This window comes from Microlunatus endophyticus (genome assembly GCF_014646195.1).
GTDB classification, from domain to species: domain Bacteria; phylum Actinomycetota; class Actinomycetes; order Propionibacteriales; family Propionibacteriaceae; genus Microlunatus; species Microlunatus endophyticus.
Genome location: NZ_BMMZ01000006.1, coordinates 219,467 through 235,594 on the forward strand (window position 1 = coordinate 219,467; position 16,128 = coordinate 235,594).

Genomic DNA, 16,128 nt, shown 5'->3' on the forward strand with positions numbered 1-16,128 from the left:
ACCTGATCCGCTTACTGAGCCTGATCAGCTGCGGTGTGAGAGGCTCCGCTCGTTGCCACCCATGAGGAGTCCTGCGACACCCCACAGGATGGTGGCGATCGCGGCCAGCCAGATCAGTCCGGTCAGCGACGGCATGATCGCCACGGCGAGGACGCCGAGGACGACGCCGAGTCCGCCCATGATCAGGCCATAGACCCAGTCACGGTGCCCGGAGGACCGTTCCAGCAGGTCGGCAACGAATTCCAGGCCACCGATCACGAAGGCCCAGACACCGGTCATCCACAGCATCGTGGTCAGCGATGCTCCAGTCACCACCATGGCCAGGATGCCGAACACGATGCCGATCAGTCCGGCGACACCGCGGAGCAGTCTCGGTGTGCCACGGCGACGCGCCGCCTCGACTCCGTTGGCGACGCCGTCCAGGATCGCGAAGATCCCGACCAGCAGGGCGAAGGTTCGCAGCGTGCCTGCCGGTAGCAACCAGACGAATCCGAGGATGCCGAAGATCACGGCCAGAGCGCCGCGGGTCACCGACCACGGCCACACCTTTGCAGCAGTTGAGCCAAACTCATGGCTCGGTTGGAGAACAGCCATTGAAGCCACCTTTCGTACGAATGCACGATCCGGGGACAGCCCATAGCGGGGAGCGAGGGATCTCTCGGCTGATACTTCCTGTAATAGCGCTCGGATGGTCTTTATTCCATTCCCAGGAGACCCTCGGACCAGTTCGCGTTCGCTGATTCTGTTGCCGACGATCGGGCCGTCGTGGCGTGTCGCCCCGGGCGAGGTCATCCTTGGTCACAAAGCCAGCGGCTCGACGTTCACCGGCAGAATTCCGCCGGGATCGCCTCTCGCCACTCCCTCCGCGTTCACCTTGAGCGAACCCGACTCAACTCTGGAATCAGATCGCATCGGGCGTCGTTGCCTGTGACATGACCGCCGAAAACCAAGCGACACCCCAGAAGTTGCCCGTGCTACCGCTCTCCGACGCGGTGGTGCTCCCGGGCATGGTGATCCCGATCGAGCTGGATGAGTCGGAGGCCCGCGCGGCGGTGGACGCCGCCCAGACCGCTGAGGACCGGCTGCTGCTGGTCCCGCGCCCGGACGGGGAGTACGCCCCGGTTGGCACGATCGCCGTCCTCGAGCAGGTCGGACGACTGCCCAGCGGCGAGCCCGCCGCCGTGGTCCGCGCCGAGTCCCGTGCCCGGATCGGTGCCGGAGTGCTCGGCCCCGGTGCCGCGCTGTGGGTCGAGGCCCACGAGATCGAGACGATCGTCAGCGATGAGTCCCGCGCCGTCGAACTGGCAGCCGAATACAAGTCCCTGGTGATCTCGATCCTGCAGCAACGCAACGCCTGGCAGATGATCGACTCCGTCCAGAAGATCACCGACCCCGAGCAACTGGCCGATACCGCCGGCTGGGCCCCCTATCTCGACCACGACCAGAAGGTCGCGCTGCTGGCCGAGCCGGATGTCGTGGCTCGACTTGAGTCGCTGATCGGCTGGACCAAGGACCATCTCGCCGAGCAGGAGGTCGCCGACCAGATCGGCAAGGACGTCCGCGAGGGCATGGAGAAGACCCAGCGCGAATTCCTGTTGCGCCAACAGCTCGCTGCCATCCGCAAGGAGCTCGGCGAGGACGACCCGGACGGCGCCGACGACTACCGGAGCCGGGTCGAACAAGCCGATCTGCCCGATGATGTCCGCAAAGCTGCCCTGGCCGAGGTCAACAAGCTGGAGCGGACCAGCGAGCAGTCGCCCGAGACGGGCTGGATCCGCACCTGGCTGGACACCATCCTGGAGATCCCGTGGAGCGTCCGCACCGACGACTCGGACGATCTCGGCAGGACCCGCGAGGTGCTGGACGCCGATCATGCCGGCCTGGACGATGTCAAGCAACGGCTGGTTGAATTCCTGGCCGTGCGGCAACGGCGCAACCGCCGCGGCCTGTCGGTGATCGGCGGCCGGGGTTCCGGCGCGGTGCTGTCCCTGGTCGGACCGCCCGGTGTCGGCAAGACGTCGATCGGCGAATCGGTGGCCCGTGCGCTGGGACGCAAGTTCGTCCGGGTGGCCCTGGGCGGGGTCCGCGACGAGGCCGAGATCCGCGGCCACCGGCGGACCTATGTCGGTGCCATGCCGGGCCGCATCGTCCGCGCCATCACCGAGGCCGGGTCGATGAATCCGGTGATCCTGTTGGACGAGATCGACAAGGTCGGCGCCGACTACCGGGGCGATCCGGCGGCGGCGCTGCTCGAGGTCCTGGACCCCGCGCAGAACCACACCTTCCGCGATCACTACCTGGAAGTCGATCTTGACCTGTCGGACGTGCTGTTCCTGGCCACCGCCAATGTCTTCGACACCATCCCGCAGCCGTTGCTGGACCGGATGGAGGTCGTGACGCTGGACGGCTACACCGAGGATGAGAAGATCGCGATCGCTCGCGAGCACCTGCTCCCCGACCAGCTGAGCAAGGCCGGCTTGGAGACCGACGAGGTCAAGATCACCGACGAAGCACTCGGACTGATCGCCCGCGAATACACCATGGAGGCTGGCGTACGGCAGTTGCAACGTGCGATCGCCAAGGTACTGCGGAAGGCGACCGTCCAGCTGGACTCCCAGCCCGGCTCCGGAAGGTCCGACCGTGAGGACGGTGACGATGCGAGCGGCGATGATCATGGCACCATCACTGTCGACACGGACAACCTGAACGAGTACCTGGGTCGCCCGCGGTTCACGCGGGAGAGCGCGGAGCGGACGTCGGTACCGGGAGTCGCGACCGGTCTGGCCGTGACCGGCGCCGGCGGCGACGTCTTGTTCATCGAGGCCACCGAGATGGACGGCGACGCCGGCATGATCGTGACCGGTCAACTGGGTGACGTGATGAAGGAGTCGGTACAGATCGCGCTGTCCTACCTGCGGTCCCGGGGACAGTCCGGTGATCTTGCCCAGAAGCGGATCCACGTGCACGTGCCGGCCGGAGCGGTGCCGAAGGACGGGCCGAGCGCGGGTGTCACGATGACCACGGCGCTGGCGTCGTTGGCCTCCGGGCGACCGGTGAAATCCAGCGTCGGCATGACCGGCGAAGTGACCTTGCAGGGCAAGGTGCTGCCGATCGGCGGCGTCAAGCAGAAGTTGCTTGCGGCTCATCGCGCCGGGCTGACCGATGTGATCATCCCCAAGCGCAACGAGCCGGATCTGGATGACCTGCCGGACTCCGTGCGCCAGGCGCTGACCATCCATCCGGTCGGCGATGTCTCCGAGGTGCTGGCTATCGCGTTGGAGGATGCGCGCACGGTGCACGACCTGGCCGCCTGATCCGATCGCCTGATCAAACCATTCGAAGGGGCCCCGATCCATTTCGGATTGGGGCCCTTCTACATCTAGGGAACAGGGTGGGTTCGCGTCTAGACTGTCGGAAAATCCGCGACGCCGTGGTCCCGGTGTGTCCCGTTCCCCCGCACATCCGAGGTGATCTGGTGGCCTACCCAGAGATGTCTGCATTTCGACCGCGCGGAGCCGAGCGCGTCCAGGCGGTGCAATGGGTCACCGACCTGCTCCGGATGGAATTCCTGTACGCGCGCACAACCGAACCGCTGCCCAGCGAGGATGCGCTGATCAAGAAGTTCAAGGTCAGCCGGGGTGTGGTCCGCGAGGTGCTGCAGGTGCTGCGCCAGCAGGGCATGATCGAGCGCGTCCGGGGCGCCGGGACCTTCGTGTTGTCGCCGGGACCGTTGCTGCACGAGCTCGACGAGTCCCGCGATCTTGCCCAGGACGTGAATTCCGTGACGCCCAGGATCGCCATCCACACGCGATATGCGGGCCTGCACAGCTGTACCGGGGTCGTGGCCTCCAAACTCGGCATCGACGTCGGCGATGAGATCGTGATCATGGAATCGCTGACTGCACTGGACGGGTTCCCGATCAGCATCAGGACCGCATTCCTGCCGGCCGACCCGTTCGCGGTGATCATCGACAACCCGTCGATCAATCTTGACCGGTCCCCGTACGAGGTGATCAGCGAGGTGATCAAGGAACCGGTGGGCGACACGGATCTGGAGATCAGCTGCTCCAACGCCGATGCGTTGTGCGCCGCCGAATTGCGGGTGCCGATCGGCTTCGCGCTGCTGGACACCAATCGCGTAGTGCACGCGGTCGGCGGCAGTCGGCTGGAATTCAGCATCAGCCACGCCCGTGCCGACCGGCTGGCGTTCACCCATGTGATGCGGTCCTCGGCCGCTCAGAACAGGTTGCGGGCCGAGACCGGCGAAGCGCTCACGGTCGGCGACCCGACGATCTGAACGCCCGGCCGAGCCGCGACCCTCAACCGCGCGGTGACCGGCGAGTGCTGCGAAGATGGCGGCCATGGGACCGCTCTACTTCGAGGACTTCACCGACGGCCAGACCTTCACCACGCCGGGCCGGACGATCACCGAGGCCGACGTGATCAGCTTCGCTGCCTGGACCGGGGACAACAACCAGATCCACACCGATGCGGAGTTCGCCCGACAGACCCGCTACGGTCAGCGGATCGTGCACGGCATGCTCGGCGCTTCGCTGTGCCTGGGCCTGATCGCCAGGATGGGTGCCTTCGAAGGCAGCGCCGTCGCGCTGCTGGGGATCGACGGATGGCGATTCACCAATCCGGTCTTCATCGGCGACACCCTGACCTGCACGGTGGAGATCGTCGGCAGCCGACTCACCAGCAAAGGCACCACCGGCGTCGTGCAGCGTGAGCTGAAGTTGATCAATCAGCGCGGCGAGGTCGTCCAACAGGGTCGGATGGACATCCTGATGTTGACCCGGGCCGCGGCGATCTGATCATCGTCGCGGTCTTTCGACAGGCTCAGGAACTCGTTCGACAGGCTGAGGAACCCCTCCCGATCAGGCGGCCATCAACGCGTCCACCGGCGGCACCAGGAGGTGGTGCTCGGTGACCTGCTGGAGGGTATGGGCGACCTTGAGCACCGTCGCCTCGGCGAAGGGGCTGCCGATCACCTGCATCGACAGCGGCAGGCCGCTGCTGCTCAGTCCCACCGGGACGGCGACCGCGGGCAATCCGCAGAGATTCCAGTGCCCGGTGTAACTCGGCTTGGCCAGCCGGCTGCTCGCATCCATGGCATCGGCGCGTTCGGCGGGTGTCGGCGCCGACGGCGTGATGATCACGTCGTATTCGCCGAGTACCTTCGCGACCTGCTCGGCCCAGAAGGTACGGAACCGGTTCGCCTGGGCGTAGTCGGCTGCGGTGTAGAACGCGCCGCGTCCCAGCGTCGGCCGGGTGAATCGGCCGTAATCCTCCCAGCGGTGCACCAGATTGTCGCGGTGGTAGGCGTACGCCTCACCCACCATGATGATGTGGTTGGCGTCCTTTGCCTCGGCTGCGTGATCGAGGACGATCTCGTCCGAGGTCGCGCCGAGCCCGACGAGCTGGTTGACAGCGGCCAGGACCGCCGAGCGCTGCTCCGGGTCGAGCGCTTCGTGCTCGAAGAAGTACGGCACCGGCAACGCGATCTTGAGACCCTCCACCCCGCCGGCGAGCAGTTCGGAGTACTTGGGGACGTCGACCTTGGCAGCGTTCGGGTCACCGGCGTCGTAGCCGGCCATCACCTCGAGCAGCAGGGCGCAGTCCAGGGCGCTGCGCGCCATCGGGCCGATACTGTCCAGGCTGAACCCGAGCGGCACGACACCGTTCTTCGGCACCCGCCCGAAGGTGACCTTGAGGCCGGTGTGCCCGTTGACACAGGCCGGTCCGCGGACCGAGCCGCCGGTGTCGGTCCCGAGCCCGCCCAGCGCCAATTGTGCGGCGGTGGCGACGCCGGTGCCCGAGCTCGATCCCGCCGGGGTGTGGGCGACGTTCCACGGGTTGTGCGGGATCGGGAAGCCCTTGTCCGGGTCCGGCAGCCCGCAGGCGAACTCGCTGGTCGTCGCCTTGCCGACGAACACCGCACCCGCGGCGCGCAGCCGGGCGTTCACCACGGCGTCAGTGCCGTGGCCCCAGTCGGGCGCGAGCACCCGGCTATTGGCCGTCGTCGGTGCGCCCTTCATCGCGATGATGTCCTTGATCGCCAGCGGAATGCCCTGCAGGGCGCCCTTGTCGATGCCGGCCGCGAAATCCGCGTCGGCTGCGGCGGCCTGTTGCATCGCCGCGTCCTCGGTGATGACGACGTAGGCGCCGAGCGCGTCGTTGAGGGACAGGGCACGGTCCAGGATGGTGCGGGTGAGCGTGGTCGAGGTCAGCGTCCCGGACCGCAGCGCGGCGCCGGCCTCGGCGATCGTCAGATTGGTCTTGACGGTGCCCGGGGCGTCGGGGCCGACCTCGGTCTGCGTCGTCTTGGTGTCGGTCATGGTCGTTGATCAGTCCTCGGGTCGGTGATGAGCTTCAGTCGGTGTGCTGCAGGACTTCAGGCGGTGTAGTAACGGGCCGGATCGAATCGGGTGGCCGGCTCGACGAACTCCAGTTCAGGCAGGTAGAGCGCGTCCGCGCCCGCACGCACCTTCGGGAAGTCCTTGATCATCTGCGCCTTCTCCTCGGCGCTGGGGGTCAGCTGCGCGGCGGCCAGCAGTCCGGTGACGATCTGCTCGGTGGTGATCTGCTCGGCGGTGATCTGCTCGGCGGTGGTGCTGCCGGCAGGGCCGGCGGCGCTCTCGGTCATGCGAATCTCCTTCGGTTTCGGACGATGCGGACCCGCCGACGTCGACGAGTCACCTCGGGCGGGGCGGTTCAGGCGACGGCGATGATCTGTTCGTAATCGACGGCATTCGCGTAGGCCTGCCCGACCCGCAGCAGCAGGTCGTCGCCGAAGCGTGGGCCGACCAGCTGGACGCCGACAGGCAGCCCGTTCTTCTTCTCCCCGGGGATCGACAACGCAGGATGGCCGGTGAAGTCGAACGGCTGGGTGTTCTGCGATGAGTGGGAGTTCGCTGACCGGGTGAGTGCGAATTCCAGTGCCTCCAGGCGATCCTGGATCGGCTCGTACTTCGGCGCCTGCATCGGCGTGGTCGGCATGATCAACACGTCGACGTCGGCCAACGCGCGGTCGTAGGCGCCGATGAAGAACGGCCTGACATTCTGGGCCCGAGCGTAGAGCCGGCCGCTGAAGTAGCGACGGCTGTAGGCACCGGCCAGCAGCGTGAGCACGCCGCGCGGGTCGAGCTGGTCGTTGTGGTGCTGCCAGAGCCGGGTGATCGCGGTGATCGTGTCCTCCGGATAGAACGTCCGGGCGAACGCGCCGAAGATGCCGGTGCCCCGGATCGCCAACGCACCCTCGGCGCCGAGCGCCTTCTGTGCCAGGCTGACCGTCTGGTGCTCGGGGACCGAGACCTCGCTGAGCTTGGCACCCAGTCCGGCGAGGACATCGGCGGCCGCATGCACGGATTCGCTGACGTCGGGGGTGGCGTGGGCGAAACCTTCGGTCATGATGCCGACCCGGAGTCCCTCGACACCCTCGTCGAGCCTGCTGGTCGCGTCGTAGTGGTCCGGCACCTCCTTGGTCTGGCGCGGGTCAAGGCCGTCGTAGCCGGCAACCGCCTCCAGTGCGATCGCGCAGTCGGCCACCGTGCGGGCCATCGGTCCGGTGTAGTCGATGCTCTGGTCCGAGCCGAAGGTGATTCCGAAGTGCGACACCAGACCGAAGGTCGGCTTGAGCCCGACGATGCCCGACCAGGAGGCCGGCATCCGGATCGAGCCGCCCTGATCTCCGCCGTAGCTGATGTCGACCTCCCCGGCAGCCAGCGCGGCCGCCGAACCCGACGACGAGCCGCCGGTGAGGTGATCGGGATTGTGCGGGTTCTTCGGCCGGCCGTAGTCGCCGAAGCCGCCGCCGAAGCCGAATCCGCCGGCCAGGCCGTTCATCACGTTCTTGCCGATGATCTCCGCCCCCTGTTCCAGGGCGCGGCTGACCACGGTTGCGTCGTAGTCGGCGATGTGGCCTTCCATGGCGTAGGCGCCGAAGGTCAACGGCAGTCCGGCGACGGCGATGTGGTCCTTGTAGCTGACGGTCTTGCCGGTCAGCAGTCCGTCCGCGGCGCCCGGGATGGAGCATTTCCACATCCAAGCGCCGTACGGGTCCTCCTCGGCGCTGGGCCGGTAGCCGGCATCGCGGTTGCCCGGATATCGCGGCGGGATCACCGTCGGACGAATCTGGAGGAACTCGTCGAAGTTGGCGAGCATGGTCGCCAACTGGCGTTGGTAGGCGGCGGCTTCGTCAGCGGTCAGGGTGATGCCGAGATGCTCGGCTACTTCGGTGACGTCGGCCGCGGAAGGGATGCGATACATGGCGTCCTTCCTCAGGAGTGGGGATGAGGACACCTTGGCCGAGTCTGTGTTACACCGGCGACCTTCACAGGTTCACACCGTGTTAAGCCGATCCGATCACCGCCCGAACCGCCGCTGACTTGGTCAAATGTCGGCGGTGGTCGGCAGCTACGCCGTTCCTCCGCCTCGACTCCTCGGCCTCGCCCCCGCTGCTTCGACGCTTGGTTGGGCAGCCGGTTGCCGGTTCGCCTACTTCTCCGCGGCCCAGTCGGGCGCGGTCAGGCCTCCTCGTACCACGGCACGAGGACCGCACGCGCCAGGGTGTGCGAATGCAGGTTGAAGCCGAGGAAGGCGTTGCTGGCGTCCTCCGGCACCCCGAGCGACTCGACGTCGACGGCGTGCACGGCGACGAAGTAGCGGTGCTTGCCGTGACCGCTGGGCGGAGCGGCGCCGAGATAGCGCTTCAGGCCGCCGTCGTTGGCCAGCTGGTACGCACCGTCCGGCAGCCCGGTCCTCGACTCGTCACCGGCGCCGGACGGCAGGCTGGTCGCCGAGGCGGGGATGTCGACGACGGCCCAGTGCCAGAAGCCCGAACCGGTCGGGGCGTCCGGGTCGTACACGGTGACCACGAAACTCTTGGTCTCCTCGGGGAAGCCGCTCCAGGACAGCTGGGGCGAGACGTCCTGGCCGCCCGCCCCGAAGATGCCGCTGACCTGGGCATTGGGCAGCTCAGCCCCATCGGCGATATCGGTGCTGGTGAGGGTGAAGGACGGCACTTTGGCGATGGCGTCGTACGGAGTTGTCATAGTCCCGAGGTTAGCCGCAGCCCGATCCCCTGGCCCGCTGTCCTGCCCCCGGACTGGACAAGCAGCTCGTTACTGGAAGAGCCGGAAATCCTCGTACTCGAATCCTGGCGAGACCAGACAGCTGGCCAGCGCGTCGTCGGCGCCGGGAAGCGTACGCTGCCAGACACCGGGCGGGATGATCAACTGCGGCAGCTGGCCGGCTGCGAAGTCACTGCCGAGGACATACGACCGGGGCTCGGTGTCCGGCTGGTCGCCGTCACCGCCGAGCTGGATGGTGATCATCCCCGGACCCTGCCAGACCCAGATCTCGGTCGCAGCGACCGAATGCCAGGCCGAGACCTCTCCGGCCGGCAACAGGAAGTTGATCAAGGTCGACGCGCGGCGGGTGCCACCCGGCAGATCGACCTCGACCTCGACCTCGGACCGGAACGTCTCCCGGAACCAGCCGCCCTCGGGATGCGGCTGCAGATCGAGCAGCCGCGCCGTCTCAGGGCGTTCACTCATCGCTTCCGTCATCGCAGCCGGACGCCGCTGTCAGTTCTCGAGAGCCGCGAGCTGACCGCACGCCGCCGCGATGTCCTGGCCACGGGTGTCGCGTACGGTGCAGGCGACGCCGCCGGCGTTGACCCGGCGGACGAATTCCCGCTCGACCGGCCTCGGGCTGGCGTCCCATTGCGACCCCGGAGTGGGGTTCAACGGGATCACGTTGACGTGCACCAGCTGGCCGAGATGCTTGCGCAGCCGCTTGGCGAGCAGATCAGCACGCCAGGGCTGGTCGTTGATGTCGCGGATCAGCGCGTACTCGATCGAGACCCGGCGCCCACTGGTGTCTGCGTAGTAGCGCGCCGCCTCGAGGACCTCGTCGATGGACCAGCGGTTGTTGACCGGCACGAGGGTGTCGCGCAACTCGTCGTCCGGCGTGTGCAGCGAGACGGCCAGCCGGACCTGCATCTTCTCGTCGGCGAGCTTGCGGATCGCCGGAGCCAGACCAACGGTCGAGACGGTCACCGAGCGCTGCGAGATACCGAGACCGGAGGGTGCCGGCTCGGTGATCCGGCGGACGGCGGCGACCACCCGCTTGTAGTTGGCCAGCGGTTCGCCCATGCCCATGAAGACGATGTTGCTCAGCCTGCCGGGAGCCGGGTTCCCGGTGGAATCGGGCATCAGCCCGTCCCGCATCACCGCCGCAGCGGTCCGCACCTGATCGACGATCTCGGCGGTGGACAGGTTGCGCTGCAATCCACCCTGTCCGGTCGCGCAGAACGGGCAGGCCATGCCGCAGCCGGCCTGGCTGGAGATGCACAGTGTGGCGCGGTCCGGGTAGCGCATCAGCACGCTCTCGATCAGCGTGCCGTCGTGAGCCCGCCAAAGCGTCTTGCGGGTCGCACCGCCATCGGCCGCGACGGCGCGGACCTCAGTCAACAACGGCGGCATCAGTTCGGCGACCAGCCGGTCGCGGGACTCGACAGGGATGTCGGTCATCGCCTCCGGATCGACGGTCAGCCGGGAGAAATAGTGGTTGGACAACTGCTTGGCCCGGAACGGCTTCTCCCCCAGCGCCGCGACGGCGTCGGCACGCTCCTGCGACGTCAGGTCGGCAAGATGCTTCGGCGGCAGGCCGCGTTTGGGCGCGTCGAAGACCAGGGGAAGGGTTGTCATAACCCCACCATTGTCCCACGCAAGCCGTCGGAGACCGGAATCGTGAGCCGCCCGGCTGATAACTTCGCAGGCTGTGACCCCGATCCCGTCTCACCCCCGGCAACTGTCTCGGAGACGACCGGTTCCGTCCTCGGTCACCGTACTGTGGGTGATCACCGCCGTTCTGCTGGCGATCTTCATCGCATACGGAGTCCAATGGAATCAGTCGACGGCCGCGGTGGATACGTCGTCGTTCTGCAGCATGTCCGACGTCAGTTACGGTGAGTGTGTGCTGCGGAGCAGGATCGAGGCCCTCGGAAGAGCGACGCTGTTGCACGATACGGTCGCGTTCGGCGCCGGTAGTGTCGTAGCGTTCTGGTCCGCGATCATCTGCACCATCCTGTGGGCCGTGCGTCGCTGATCCGTACCACGACCGGAGGTCCGCGTGATCCGCGTCGGTATCTCCGGCTGGACCTACCCGCCTTGGCGCGGAACCTTCTATCCGAAGGGACTGCCGCACAAGCAGGAACTCGCCTACGCCGCGGAGCGGATGAACTCGATCGAGATCAACGGCACCTTCTACGCCCTGCAGCGGCCGACCAGCTTCGCCCTGTGGCGGGAGCAGGTTCCTGACGACTTCGTGTTCTCGGTCAAGGGCGGCCGCTTCATCACCCACATGAAGAAGCTCCGCGATCCCGAGCAGTCGCTGGCCAATTTCTTCGCTTCCGGCGTGCTCGGCCTCGGACCGAAACTCGGACCGCTGCTGTGGCAACTGCCTCCTGACCTCGGCTACGACCCCGAGAGGCTGGCCGACTTCTTCACCGCTCTCCCCCGCACCCATGCCCAGGCCGCGGCGCTCGGCGCCCGACACGACGACCGGCTGGCCGAGGACCGGGTGTTCCTCACGCCTGAGCTGGGTGACCGGCCGCTGCAGCATGCGCTTGAGGTCCGGCACGACAGCTACAAGAATCCCGAATTCCTCGGCCTGCTTCGTGATCACGACATCGCCATGGTGGTCGCCGACACCGCTGGGAAGTGGCCGCAGATCGAGGAGCTGACCACCGAATTCTGCTACATCCGGCTGCACGGCGCCGACCAGTTGTACGTCTCCGGATACACCGAAAAAGGGCTGGACGAATGGGCCGACAAGATCAGAAACTGGTCTGCCGAGGTCCGCGATGTCTATGTCTACTTCGACAACGACACCAAGGTCCGCTCGCCGTACGACGCCATGTCACTGGCGCGCAGATTCCAGGAGCTGTGATCAGTGCTCGATGAGGTACTCGTTGCCTTCGGACTGCCGGGCAAGATCATCTCGTCGGAGCGGGTCGGACGAGCGTGGTCCAATCGGGTCTTCCACGTCTGCACCGGCGAAGGCGAGTACGCGATCAAACAGCTGCTCAATCCGTGGAATCAACCTGACTGGCTGGGCTGGTTGCAGGAGGCAGCCGAGTTCGAGCTGAAGGCCTTTGCTGCCGGCGTCTCCATGCCGCGGCCGATCACCGCACCCGATGGCTCGGTCTTCGTCGAGACCAGATCGGAAACCTTCCGCGCCCACGATTGGTCCCCGGGCGATCCCTGCCGCGACGGACCGGTCGACGGGGACACCGCCCGGTCGGTCGGCGCGGACCTGGCCCGGATCCATGCCCTGCACCACCTGCCGAACCGGACCGACGTCTTCCCGACCCTGACGCGGGGCAATATCGACGGCTGGGACGAGTTGATCTTGCGACTCTCCAGGCATGATCAGGATCTGGCTCGTCGGGCGGCGGCAGTCTCCCCTGTGGTCCGACGGATCGGCGCATTGCTCGACCGGTCGGTCACCGACTTCTCGGCCCAGCCGATGAGCCACGGTGATGTCGACCAGAAGAATCTGATCCTGACCTCCGCCGGCCCGGTGCTGTGCGACTGGGACGTCGCCTCACCATGGCCGCCGCGGCAGGAGTTGGCCAGGACGGCGCTGTCCTTGGCCGGCTGGAAGGTTCCGGCCGTCGCCCGCGCAGTGATCGCCGGATACCAAGCTGCCGGCGGTGAGGGGTACCAGATCGTGCCCGAGGACCTCGGCGTCGACGTCAGCGTCGGGTTGGACTGGACCGTTCTCTGCCTGGAGCGGGCCGCAGGACTGCGGGACGACGGAGAGCAGCGCAGGCGGGAGGCCTACGAGTCCGTGCCGGGCCAACTCGCCGGACTCAGCGCCCGTCTCGATCTGATCGGAAACATCGAGACCTGGCTGAGGAGTTGATTCTGGTGGTGAACGACGATCCCGAGTTCGCGCCCGACCTGTATCGCGGCGTTGCGGAGCTGTACGACGAGTTCCGCCTGCCCTACACACCAGCGCTCATCACCCAGCTGCTCGACGACACCGGGCCGACCGGCCGGGTCCGAGCTCTTGATCTTGGTTGCGGCCCGGGTCTGCTGGCGTTCGTGCTGGCCGATTCGTTCGCCGAGGTCTGGGCTGTCGACTCCGAACCAGACATGATCGACGTCGTCCGCTCCAAGATCGCCAACAGCGGCATCCGGAACCTGCACCCGGTGGGCGCCCCCGCCGAGGAGTTGCAGGCACCAGAGGACTTCTTCGATCTGGTGGTGGTCGGCAACGCCTTCCACCGGATGCCCCGCCGACAGGTAGCCGAGCGGATCGCGGCCTGGTTGGTGCCGGGTGGCCACCTCGCGCTCTGCTGGTCGAGTTCTCCATGGTCGGGTCCGGGCGACTGGAAGCCCGCCTTCGGCGAACTGCTGGCGGATTGGCAGCACCGCCTGGGTGCCGACAACCAGGTGCCTGCCGACCTGGAATCGACCCGCAACGAACAGCCGGACGAGGCGATCATCGAGGCCGCGGGCCTGGTCTCAACGGGCCGGCGGGCCTTCACCCAACCGCACGCCTGGACACCCGGCGGACTGGCGGGCTTCATCTACGCGACGTCGTTCCTGCCGATCACGATCTTCGGCGACCGGACGTCGGAATTCGAGGTCGATCTTGCCGGGCGGCTGCGGCCGTTCCTCGAAGACGGTGTCGTCATCGACGAGGTCAGCTATGCCTACGACCTGTTCAGCCGCCCGGTACCAGCAGATACATGATCAACCAGGCCATCGGTGCGGCCAGCAGCATCGAGTCCAGCCGGTCCATCACGCCGCCGTGGCCCGGCAGGAAACTGCTCATGTCCTTGATCCCGAGATCGCGTTTGATCAGCGATTCGACAAGATCACCGACCGTCGCGACCAATACCAGCAGCGGACCGAGGATCACTCCGACCCACCAGCCGACCTTCAGTCCGAAGATCGACATCAGGATCGCGGCCGCGGTCGCGAAGACCACCGAACCGGCGAAGCCCTCCCAGGACTTCTTCGGGCTGATCACCGGCGCCATCGGGTGCCGACCGAAGAGCACACCGGCCACGTAGCCGCCGAGATCGCTGCCGACGACCACCAGGATGTAGGTGACGACTCGTGCCGTACCGCGGTCGCCGGCCAGCAGCAACGAGGCGAAGGAGCCGAGCAGCGGCACGTACGCGATCAAGAACAGACTTGCCGAGGCATCGCTGAGGAATCCCTGCGATCCGCCGCGCATCCGCCAGGCCAGGGCGGCGATCGTGGTCAGGGCCAGGATTCCGAGCAGGACCGCGTTGCGGCCGAGATCATCGACCCCGTCCAGCGACGGGATGTATTGCGCCAGGTACGGGACGATCACCGCCGCTCCGGTGCCGATCGCGACGGGCACGCTGGCGACCTTGATGTTACGCCGGGCGAAGTTGTGTCCGAGCTCGATCGTGGCCAGGACCAACAGGGCCGCCATGATCAGAATGAAACCGAATTTGAAGAAGATCAGCGAAGCGACGATCGCGCCACCGAGCAGTACGCCGGTGATGGTCGCCGCGCGCAGATCGCGGCCGACACGGCCGTAGTCCACCGGTGGCCGCTCGGTCGCCCAGATCGGCAGGTCACCGCCCGGCCGCGGAGGCAACCGGGGCCGCTGCTCCCCCGGGCCCTGGGCAGGGTCCTCCGGACGCTCCGGAGGATTAGCCTGGGCAGCCACTCAGACCTCGAGCAGTTCTGATTCCTTGCGCTTGAGCAGCTCGTCGACCTGATCGGTGTGCTTCTTGGTCACCGCATCGAGCTGCTTCTCCGCGCGGGCGGCCTCGTCCTCGCCGACCTCGGAATCCTTCACCAGCTGGTCGATGTCGTCCTTCGCGCTGCGGCGGACACCACGGACCGCGATCCGGGCATCCTCGGCCTTGGTGCGGGCCAACCGGATGTATTCCTTGCGACGGTCCTCGGTCAGCTCAGGGAAGGTGACCCGGATGACGTTGCCGTCGTCGGTCGGATTGACGCCCAGGTCGGAGTCCCGGATCGACTTGATGATGCCGGCCATCGCGCCCTTGTCGTACGGCGTGATCAGGATCATCCGCGCCTCCGGCGCCTGGAAGCTGGCCAGCTGCTGGATCGGCGTCGGGGCGCCGTAGTAGTCGGCGGTCAGCTTGGAGAACATCGCCGGATGGGCACGACCGGTCCGGATCGTGGCGAACTCCTCCTTCGCATAGTCGACGGCCTTGGCCATCTTCTGCTCGGCGTCAGAGATGATGTCGGGGATCACGGGGTTCTCCTTGATGGTTCGTTCGTCGTGCACATTCTGGGCCCGGTGGGCTCACGCGTGCACTGTCGTACCGATCTTCTCACCCGCAACAACGGCCTCGATGCTGCCGGGCTCGTCGAGACCGAAGAAGATCATCGGAAGTTTGTAGTCACGGGCCATGCTGATCGCCGTGGCGTCGGCGACCTTGAGGTCGCGGGCCAGGAACTCGTCGTAGCTGAGCTCATCGAATTTCTTCGCCTCCGGATGGGTCCGCGGGTCGGCGTCGTACACGCCATCCACACCCTGCTTCCCCATCAACAACACCTCGGCCCCGATCTCCAGCGCCCGCTGGGCCGCGACCGTATCGGTGGAGAAGTACGGCATCCCGGAACCGGCGCCGAAGATCACCACGCGGCCCTTCTCCAGATGCCGCTCGGCCCGCCGCGGAATGTACGGCTCGGCAACCTGGCCCATGGTGATCGCGGTCTGCACCCGGGTCTGGACGCCCTCCTTCTCACAGAAGTCCTGCAGCGCCAGGCAGTTCATCACCGTGCCCAGCATGCCCATGTAGTCGGCCCGGTCGCGCTCCATCCCCCGCTGCTGCAACTCGGCACCGCGAAAGAAGTTGCCGCCCCCGACGACGATGGCGACCTGGACTCCCCGGTCGGCGGCGATCGCCTTGATCTGCTTGGCGATCGAGCTGACCACGTCCGGGTCCACGCCGACCCGGCCACCGCCGAAGACCTCGCCGGAGAGTTTCAGCAGAACGCGTTTGTAGGGCTCGCCCATCGGGTCTCCTTGGTGGTGTCCAGTTCGTGGGTGAAGAAATGCGCCGTGCGATCCGAGTCTCCTCGTCTCACACGG

Annotated in this window: 17 protein-coding genes; 7 read left to right on the forward strand and 10 right to left on the reverse strand. The window is 66.8% G+C overall.

All coding sequences use genetic code 11. The features are described from left to right. Window positions 1–24: 24 nt before the first annotated feature. Entirely contained in the window at window positions 25–594 is a 570-nt protein-coding gene (locus IEY07_RS13815) for an HdeD family acid-resistance protein (protein ID WP_188895957.1), read from the reverse strand. Window positions 595–932: 338 nt separating this feature from the next. On the opposite strand from IEY07_RS13815, the gene lon reads away from it, so the two are divergent. From lon to IEY07_RS13830, 3 genes are all read left to right on the forward strand, one after another. Next, window positions 933–3,314: an endopeptidase La gene (gene lon, locus IEY07_RS13820; RefSeq protein WP_188895958.1), complete on the forward strand. Its 2,382-nt coding sequence runs from the start codon at window positions 933–935 to the stop codon at window positions 3,312–3,314. Between the two features lie 161 nt (window positions 3,315–3,475). Further along, on the forward strand, window positions 3,476–4,297 hold the full coding sequence (locus IEY07_RS13825; RefSeq protein WP_188895959.1) for a GntR family transcriptional regulator: 822 nt from the start codon (window positions 3,476–3,478) through the stop codon (window positions 4,295–4,297). A gap of 64 nt (window positions 4,298–4,361) precedes the next feature. Then, entirely contained in the window at window positions 4,362–4,817 is a 456-nt protein-coding gene (locus tag IEY07_RS13830) for a MaoC/PaaZ C-terminal domain-containing protein (protein ID WP_188895960.1), read from the forward strand. A gap of 63 nt (window positions 4,818–4,880) precedes the next feature. Here IEY07_RS13830 and IEY07_RS13835 read toward each other — a convergent pair whose 3' ends face one another. The 6 genes from IEY07_RS13835 to rlmN form a co-directional block, all read right to left on the reverse strand. Continuing rightward, window positions 4,881–6,341, reverse strand: a complete 1,461-nt coding sequence (locus tag IEY07_RS13835) for an amidase (protein ID WP_188895961.1) — start codon at window positions 6,339–6,341, stop codon at window positions 4,881–4,883. 56 nt (window positions 6,342–6,397) lie between these two features. Then, window positions 6,398–6,649, reverse strand: coding sequence for a hypothetical protein (locus tag IEY07_RS13840; protein WP_188895962.1), 252 nt, complete (start codon window positions 6,647–6,649; stop codon window positions 6,398–6,400). Between the two features lie 68 nt (window positions 6,650–6,717). After that, the gene (locus IEY07_RS13845) at window positions 6,718–8,271 is read right to left on the reverse strand and encodes an amidase family protein (RefSeq protein ID WP_188895963.1); all 1,554 of its coding nucleotides are present in this window, start codon (window positions 8,269–8,271) and stop codon (window positions 6,718–6,720) included. Window positions 8,272–8,528: 257 nt separating this feature from the next. After that, a complete protein-coding gene (locus IEY07_RS13850) occupies window positions 8,529–9,056 on the reverse strand; it encodes a YbhB/YbcL family Raf kinase inhibitor-like protein (protein WP_188895964.1) in 528 nt (175 codons plus the stop codon). Window positions 9,057–9,125: 69 nt separating this feature from the next. Then, a complete protein-coding gene (locus IEY07_RS13855) occupies window positions 9,126–9,560 on the reverse strand; it encodes a cupin domain-containing protein (RefSeq protein WP_188895965.1) in 435 nt (144 codons plus the stop codon). Window positions 9,561–9,590: 30 nt separating this feature from the next. Further along, window positions 9,591–10,715, reverse strand: coding sequence for a dual-specificity RNA methyltransferase RlmN (rlmN, locus tag IEY07_RS13860; RefSeq protein WP_188895966.1), 1,125 nt, complete (start codon window positions 10,713–10,715; stop codon window positions 9,591–9,593). A gap of 148 nt (window positions 10,716–10,863) precedes the next feature. Between rlmN and IEY07_RS13865 the strand changes: the two genes are divergently transcribed. From IEY07_RS13865 to IEY07_RS13880, 4 genes are read left to right on the forward strand one after another with little or no spacing between them, the layout of a single operon-like run. Beyond that, window positions 10,864–11,115, forward strand: a complete 252-nt coding sequence (locus IEY07_RS13865) for a hypothetical protein (protein ID WP_188895967.1) — start codon at window positions 10,864–10,866, stop codon at window positions 11,113–11,115. A 24-nt stretch (window positions 11,116–11,139) separates the two neighbouring features. Next, a complete protein-coding gene (locus IEY07_RS13870) occupies window positions 11,140–11,958 on the forward strand; it encodes a DUF72 domain-containing protein (RefSeq protein WP_188895968.1) in 819 nt (272 codons plus the stop codon). 3 nt (window positions 11,959–11,961) lie between these two features. Continuing rightward, window positions 11,962–12,936: a phosphotransferase gene (locus IEY07_RS13875; protein ID WP_188895969.1), complete on the forward strand. Its 975-nt coding sequence runs from the start codon at window positions 11,962–11,964 to the stop codon at window positions 12,934–12,936. Window positions 12,937–12,944: 8 nt separating this feature from the next. Then, the gene (locus IEY07_RS13880; protein ID WP_188895970.1) at window positions 12,945–13,772 is read left to right on the forward strand and encodes a class I SAM-dependent methyltransferase; all 828 of its coding nucleotides are present in this window, start codon (window positions 12,945–12,947) and stop codon (window positions 13,770–13,772) included. On the opposite strand, the gene IEY07_RS13885 is transcribed toward IEY07_RS13880, so the two are convergent. The 3 genes from IEY07_RS13885 to pyrH form a co-directional block, all read right to left on the reverse strand. Beyond that, window positions 13,744–14,631 carry a phosphatidate cytidylyltransferase gene (locus tag IEY07_RS13885; RefSeq protein WP_188896079.1) on the reverse strand — a complete coding sequence of 296 codons (888 nt, stop codon included), beginning with the start codon at window positions 14,629–14,631 and terminating at the stop codon, window positions 13,744–13,746. The two genes, IEY07_RS13880 and IEY07_RS13885, sit on opposite strands and share 29 nt — an antisense overlap. 96 nt (window positions 14,632–14,727) lie before the next feature. After that, the gene (gene frr, locus IEY07_RS13890) at window positions 14,728–15,282 is read right to left on the reverse strand and encodes a ribosome recycling factor (RefSeq protein ID WP_229670118.1); all 555 of its coding nucleotides are present in this window, start codon (window positions 15,280–15,282) and stop codon (window positions 14,728–14,730) included. 54 nt (window positions 15,283–15,336) lie between these two features. Then, window positions 15,337–16,053 (reverse strand): UMP kinase, encoded by a 717-nt coding sequence (gene pyrH, locus IEY07_RS13895; protein ID WP_188895972.1) that lies wholly within the window; start codon window positions 16,051–16,053, stop codon window positions 15,337–15,339. Window positions 16,054–16,128 lie beyond the last annotated feature (75 nt).

Bases quoted from the DNA above. Each gene is read 5' to 3' on its own strand.
- IEY07_RS13835 (WP_188895961.1), bottom strand. From the start codon at position 6,341: ATGACCGACACCAAGACGACGCAGACCGAGGTCGGCCCCGACGCCCCG.
- IEY07_RS13855 (WP_188895965.1), bottom strand. From the start codon at position 9,560: ATGAGTGAACGCCCTGAGACGGCGCGGCTGCTCGATCTGCAGCCGCAT.
- IEY07_RS13845 (WP_188895963.1), bottom strand. From the start codon at position 8,271: ATGTATCGCATCCCTTCCGCGGCCGACGTCACCGAAGTAGCCGAGCAT.
- lon (WP_188895958.1), top strand. From the start codon at position 933: ATGACCGCCGAAAACCAAGCGACACCCCAGAAGTTGCCCGTGCTACCG.
- rlmN (WP_188895966.1), bottom strand. From the start codon at position 10,715: ATGACAACCCTTCCCCTGGTCTTCGACGCGCCCAAACGCGGCCTGCCG.
- IEY07_RS13830 (WP_188895960.1), top strand. From the start codon at position 4,362: ATGGGACCGCTCTACTTCGAGGACTTCACCGACGGCCAGACCTTCACC.
- IEY07_RS13815 (WP_188895957.1), bottom strand. From the start codon at position 594: ATGGCTGTTCTCCAACCGAGCCATGAGTTTGGCTCAACTGCTGCAAAG.
- pyrH (WP_188895972.1), bottom strand. From the start codon at position 16,053: ATGGGCGAGCCCTACAAACGCGTTCTGCTGAAACTCTCCGGCGAGGTC.
- IEY07_RS13850 (WP_188895964.1), bottom strand. From the start codon at position 9,056: ATGACAACTCCGTACGACGCCATCGCCAAAGTGCCGTCCTTCACCCTC.
- IEY07_RS13840 (WP_188895962.1), bottom strand. From the start codon at position 6,649: ATGACCGAGAGCGCCGCCGGCCCTGCCGGCAGCACCACCGCCGAGCAG.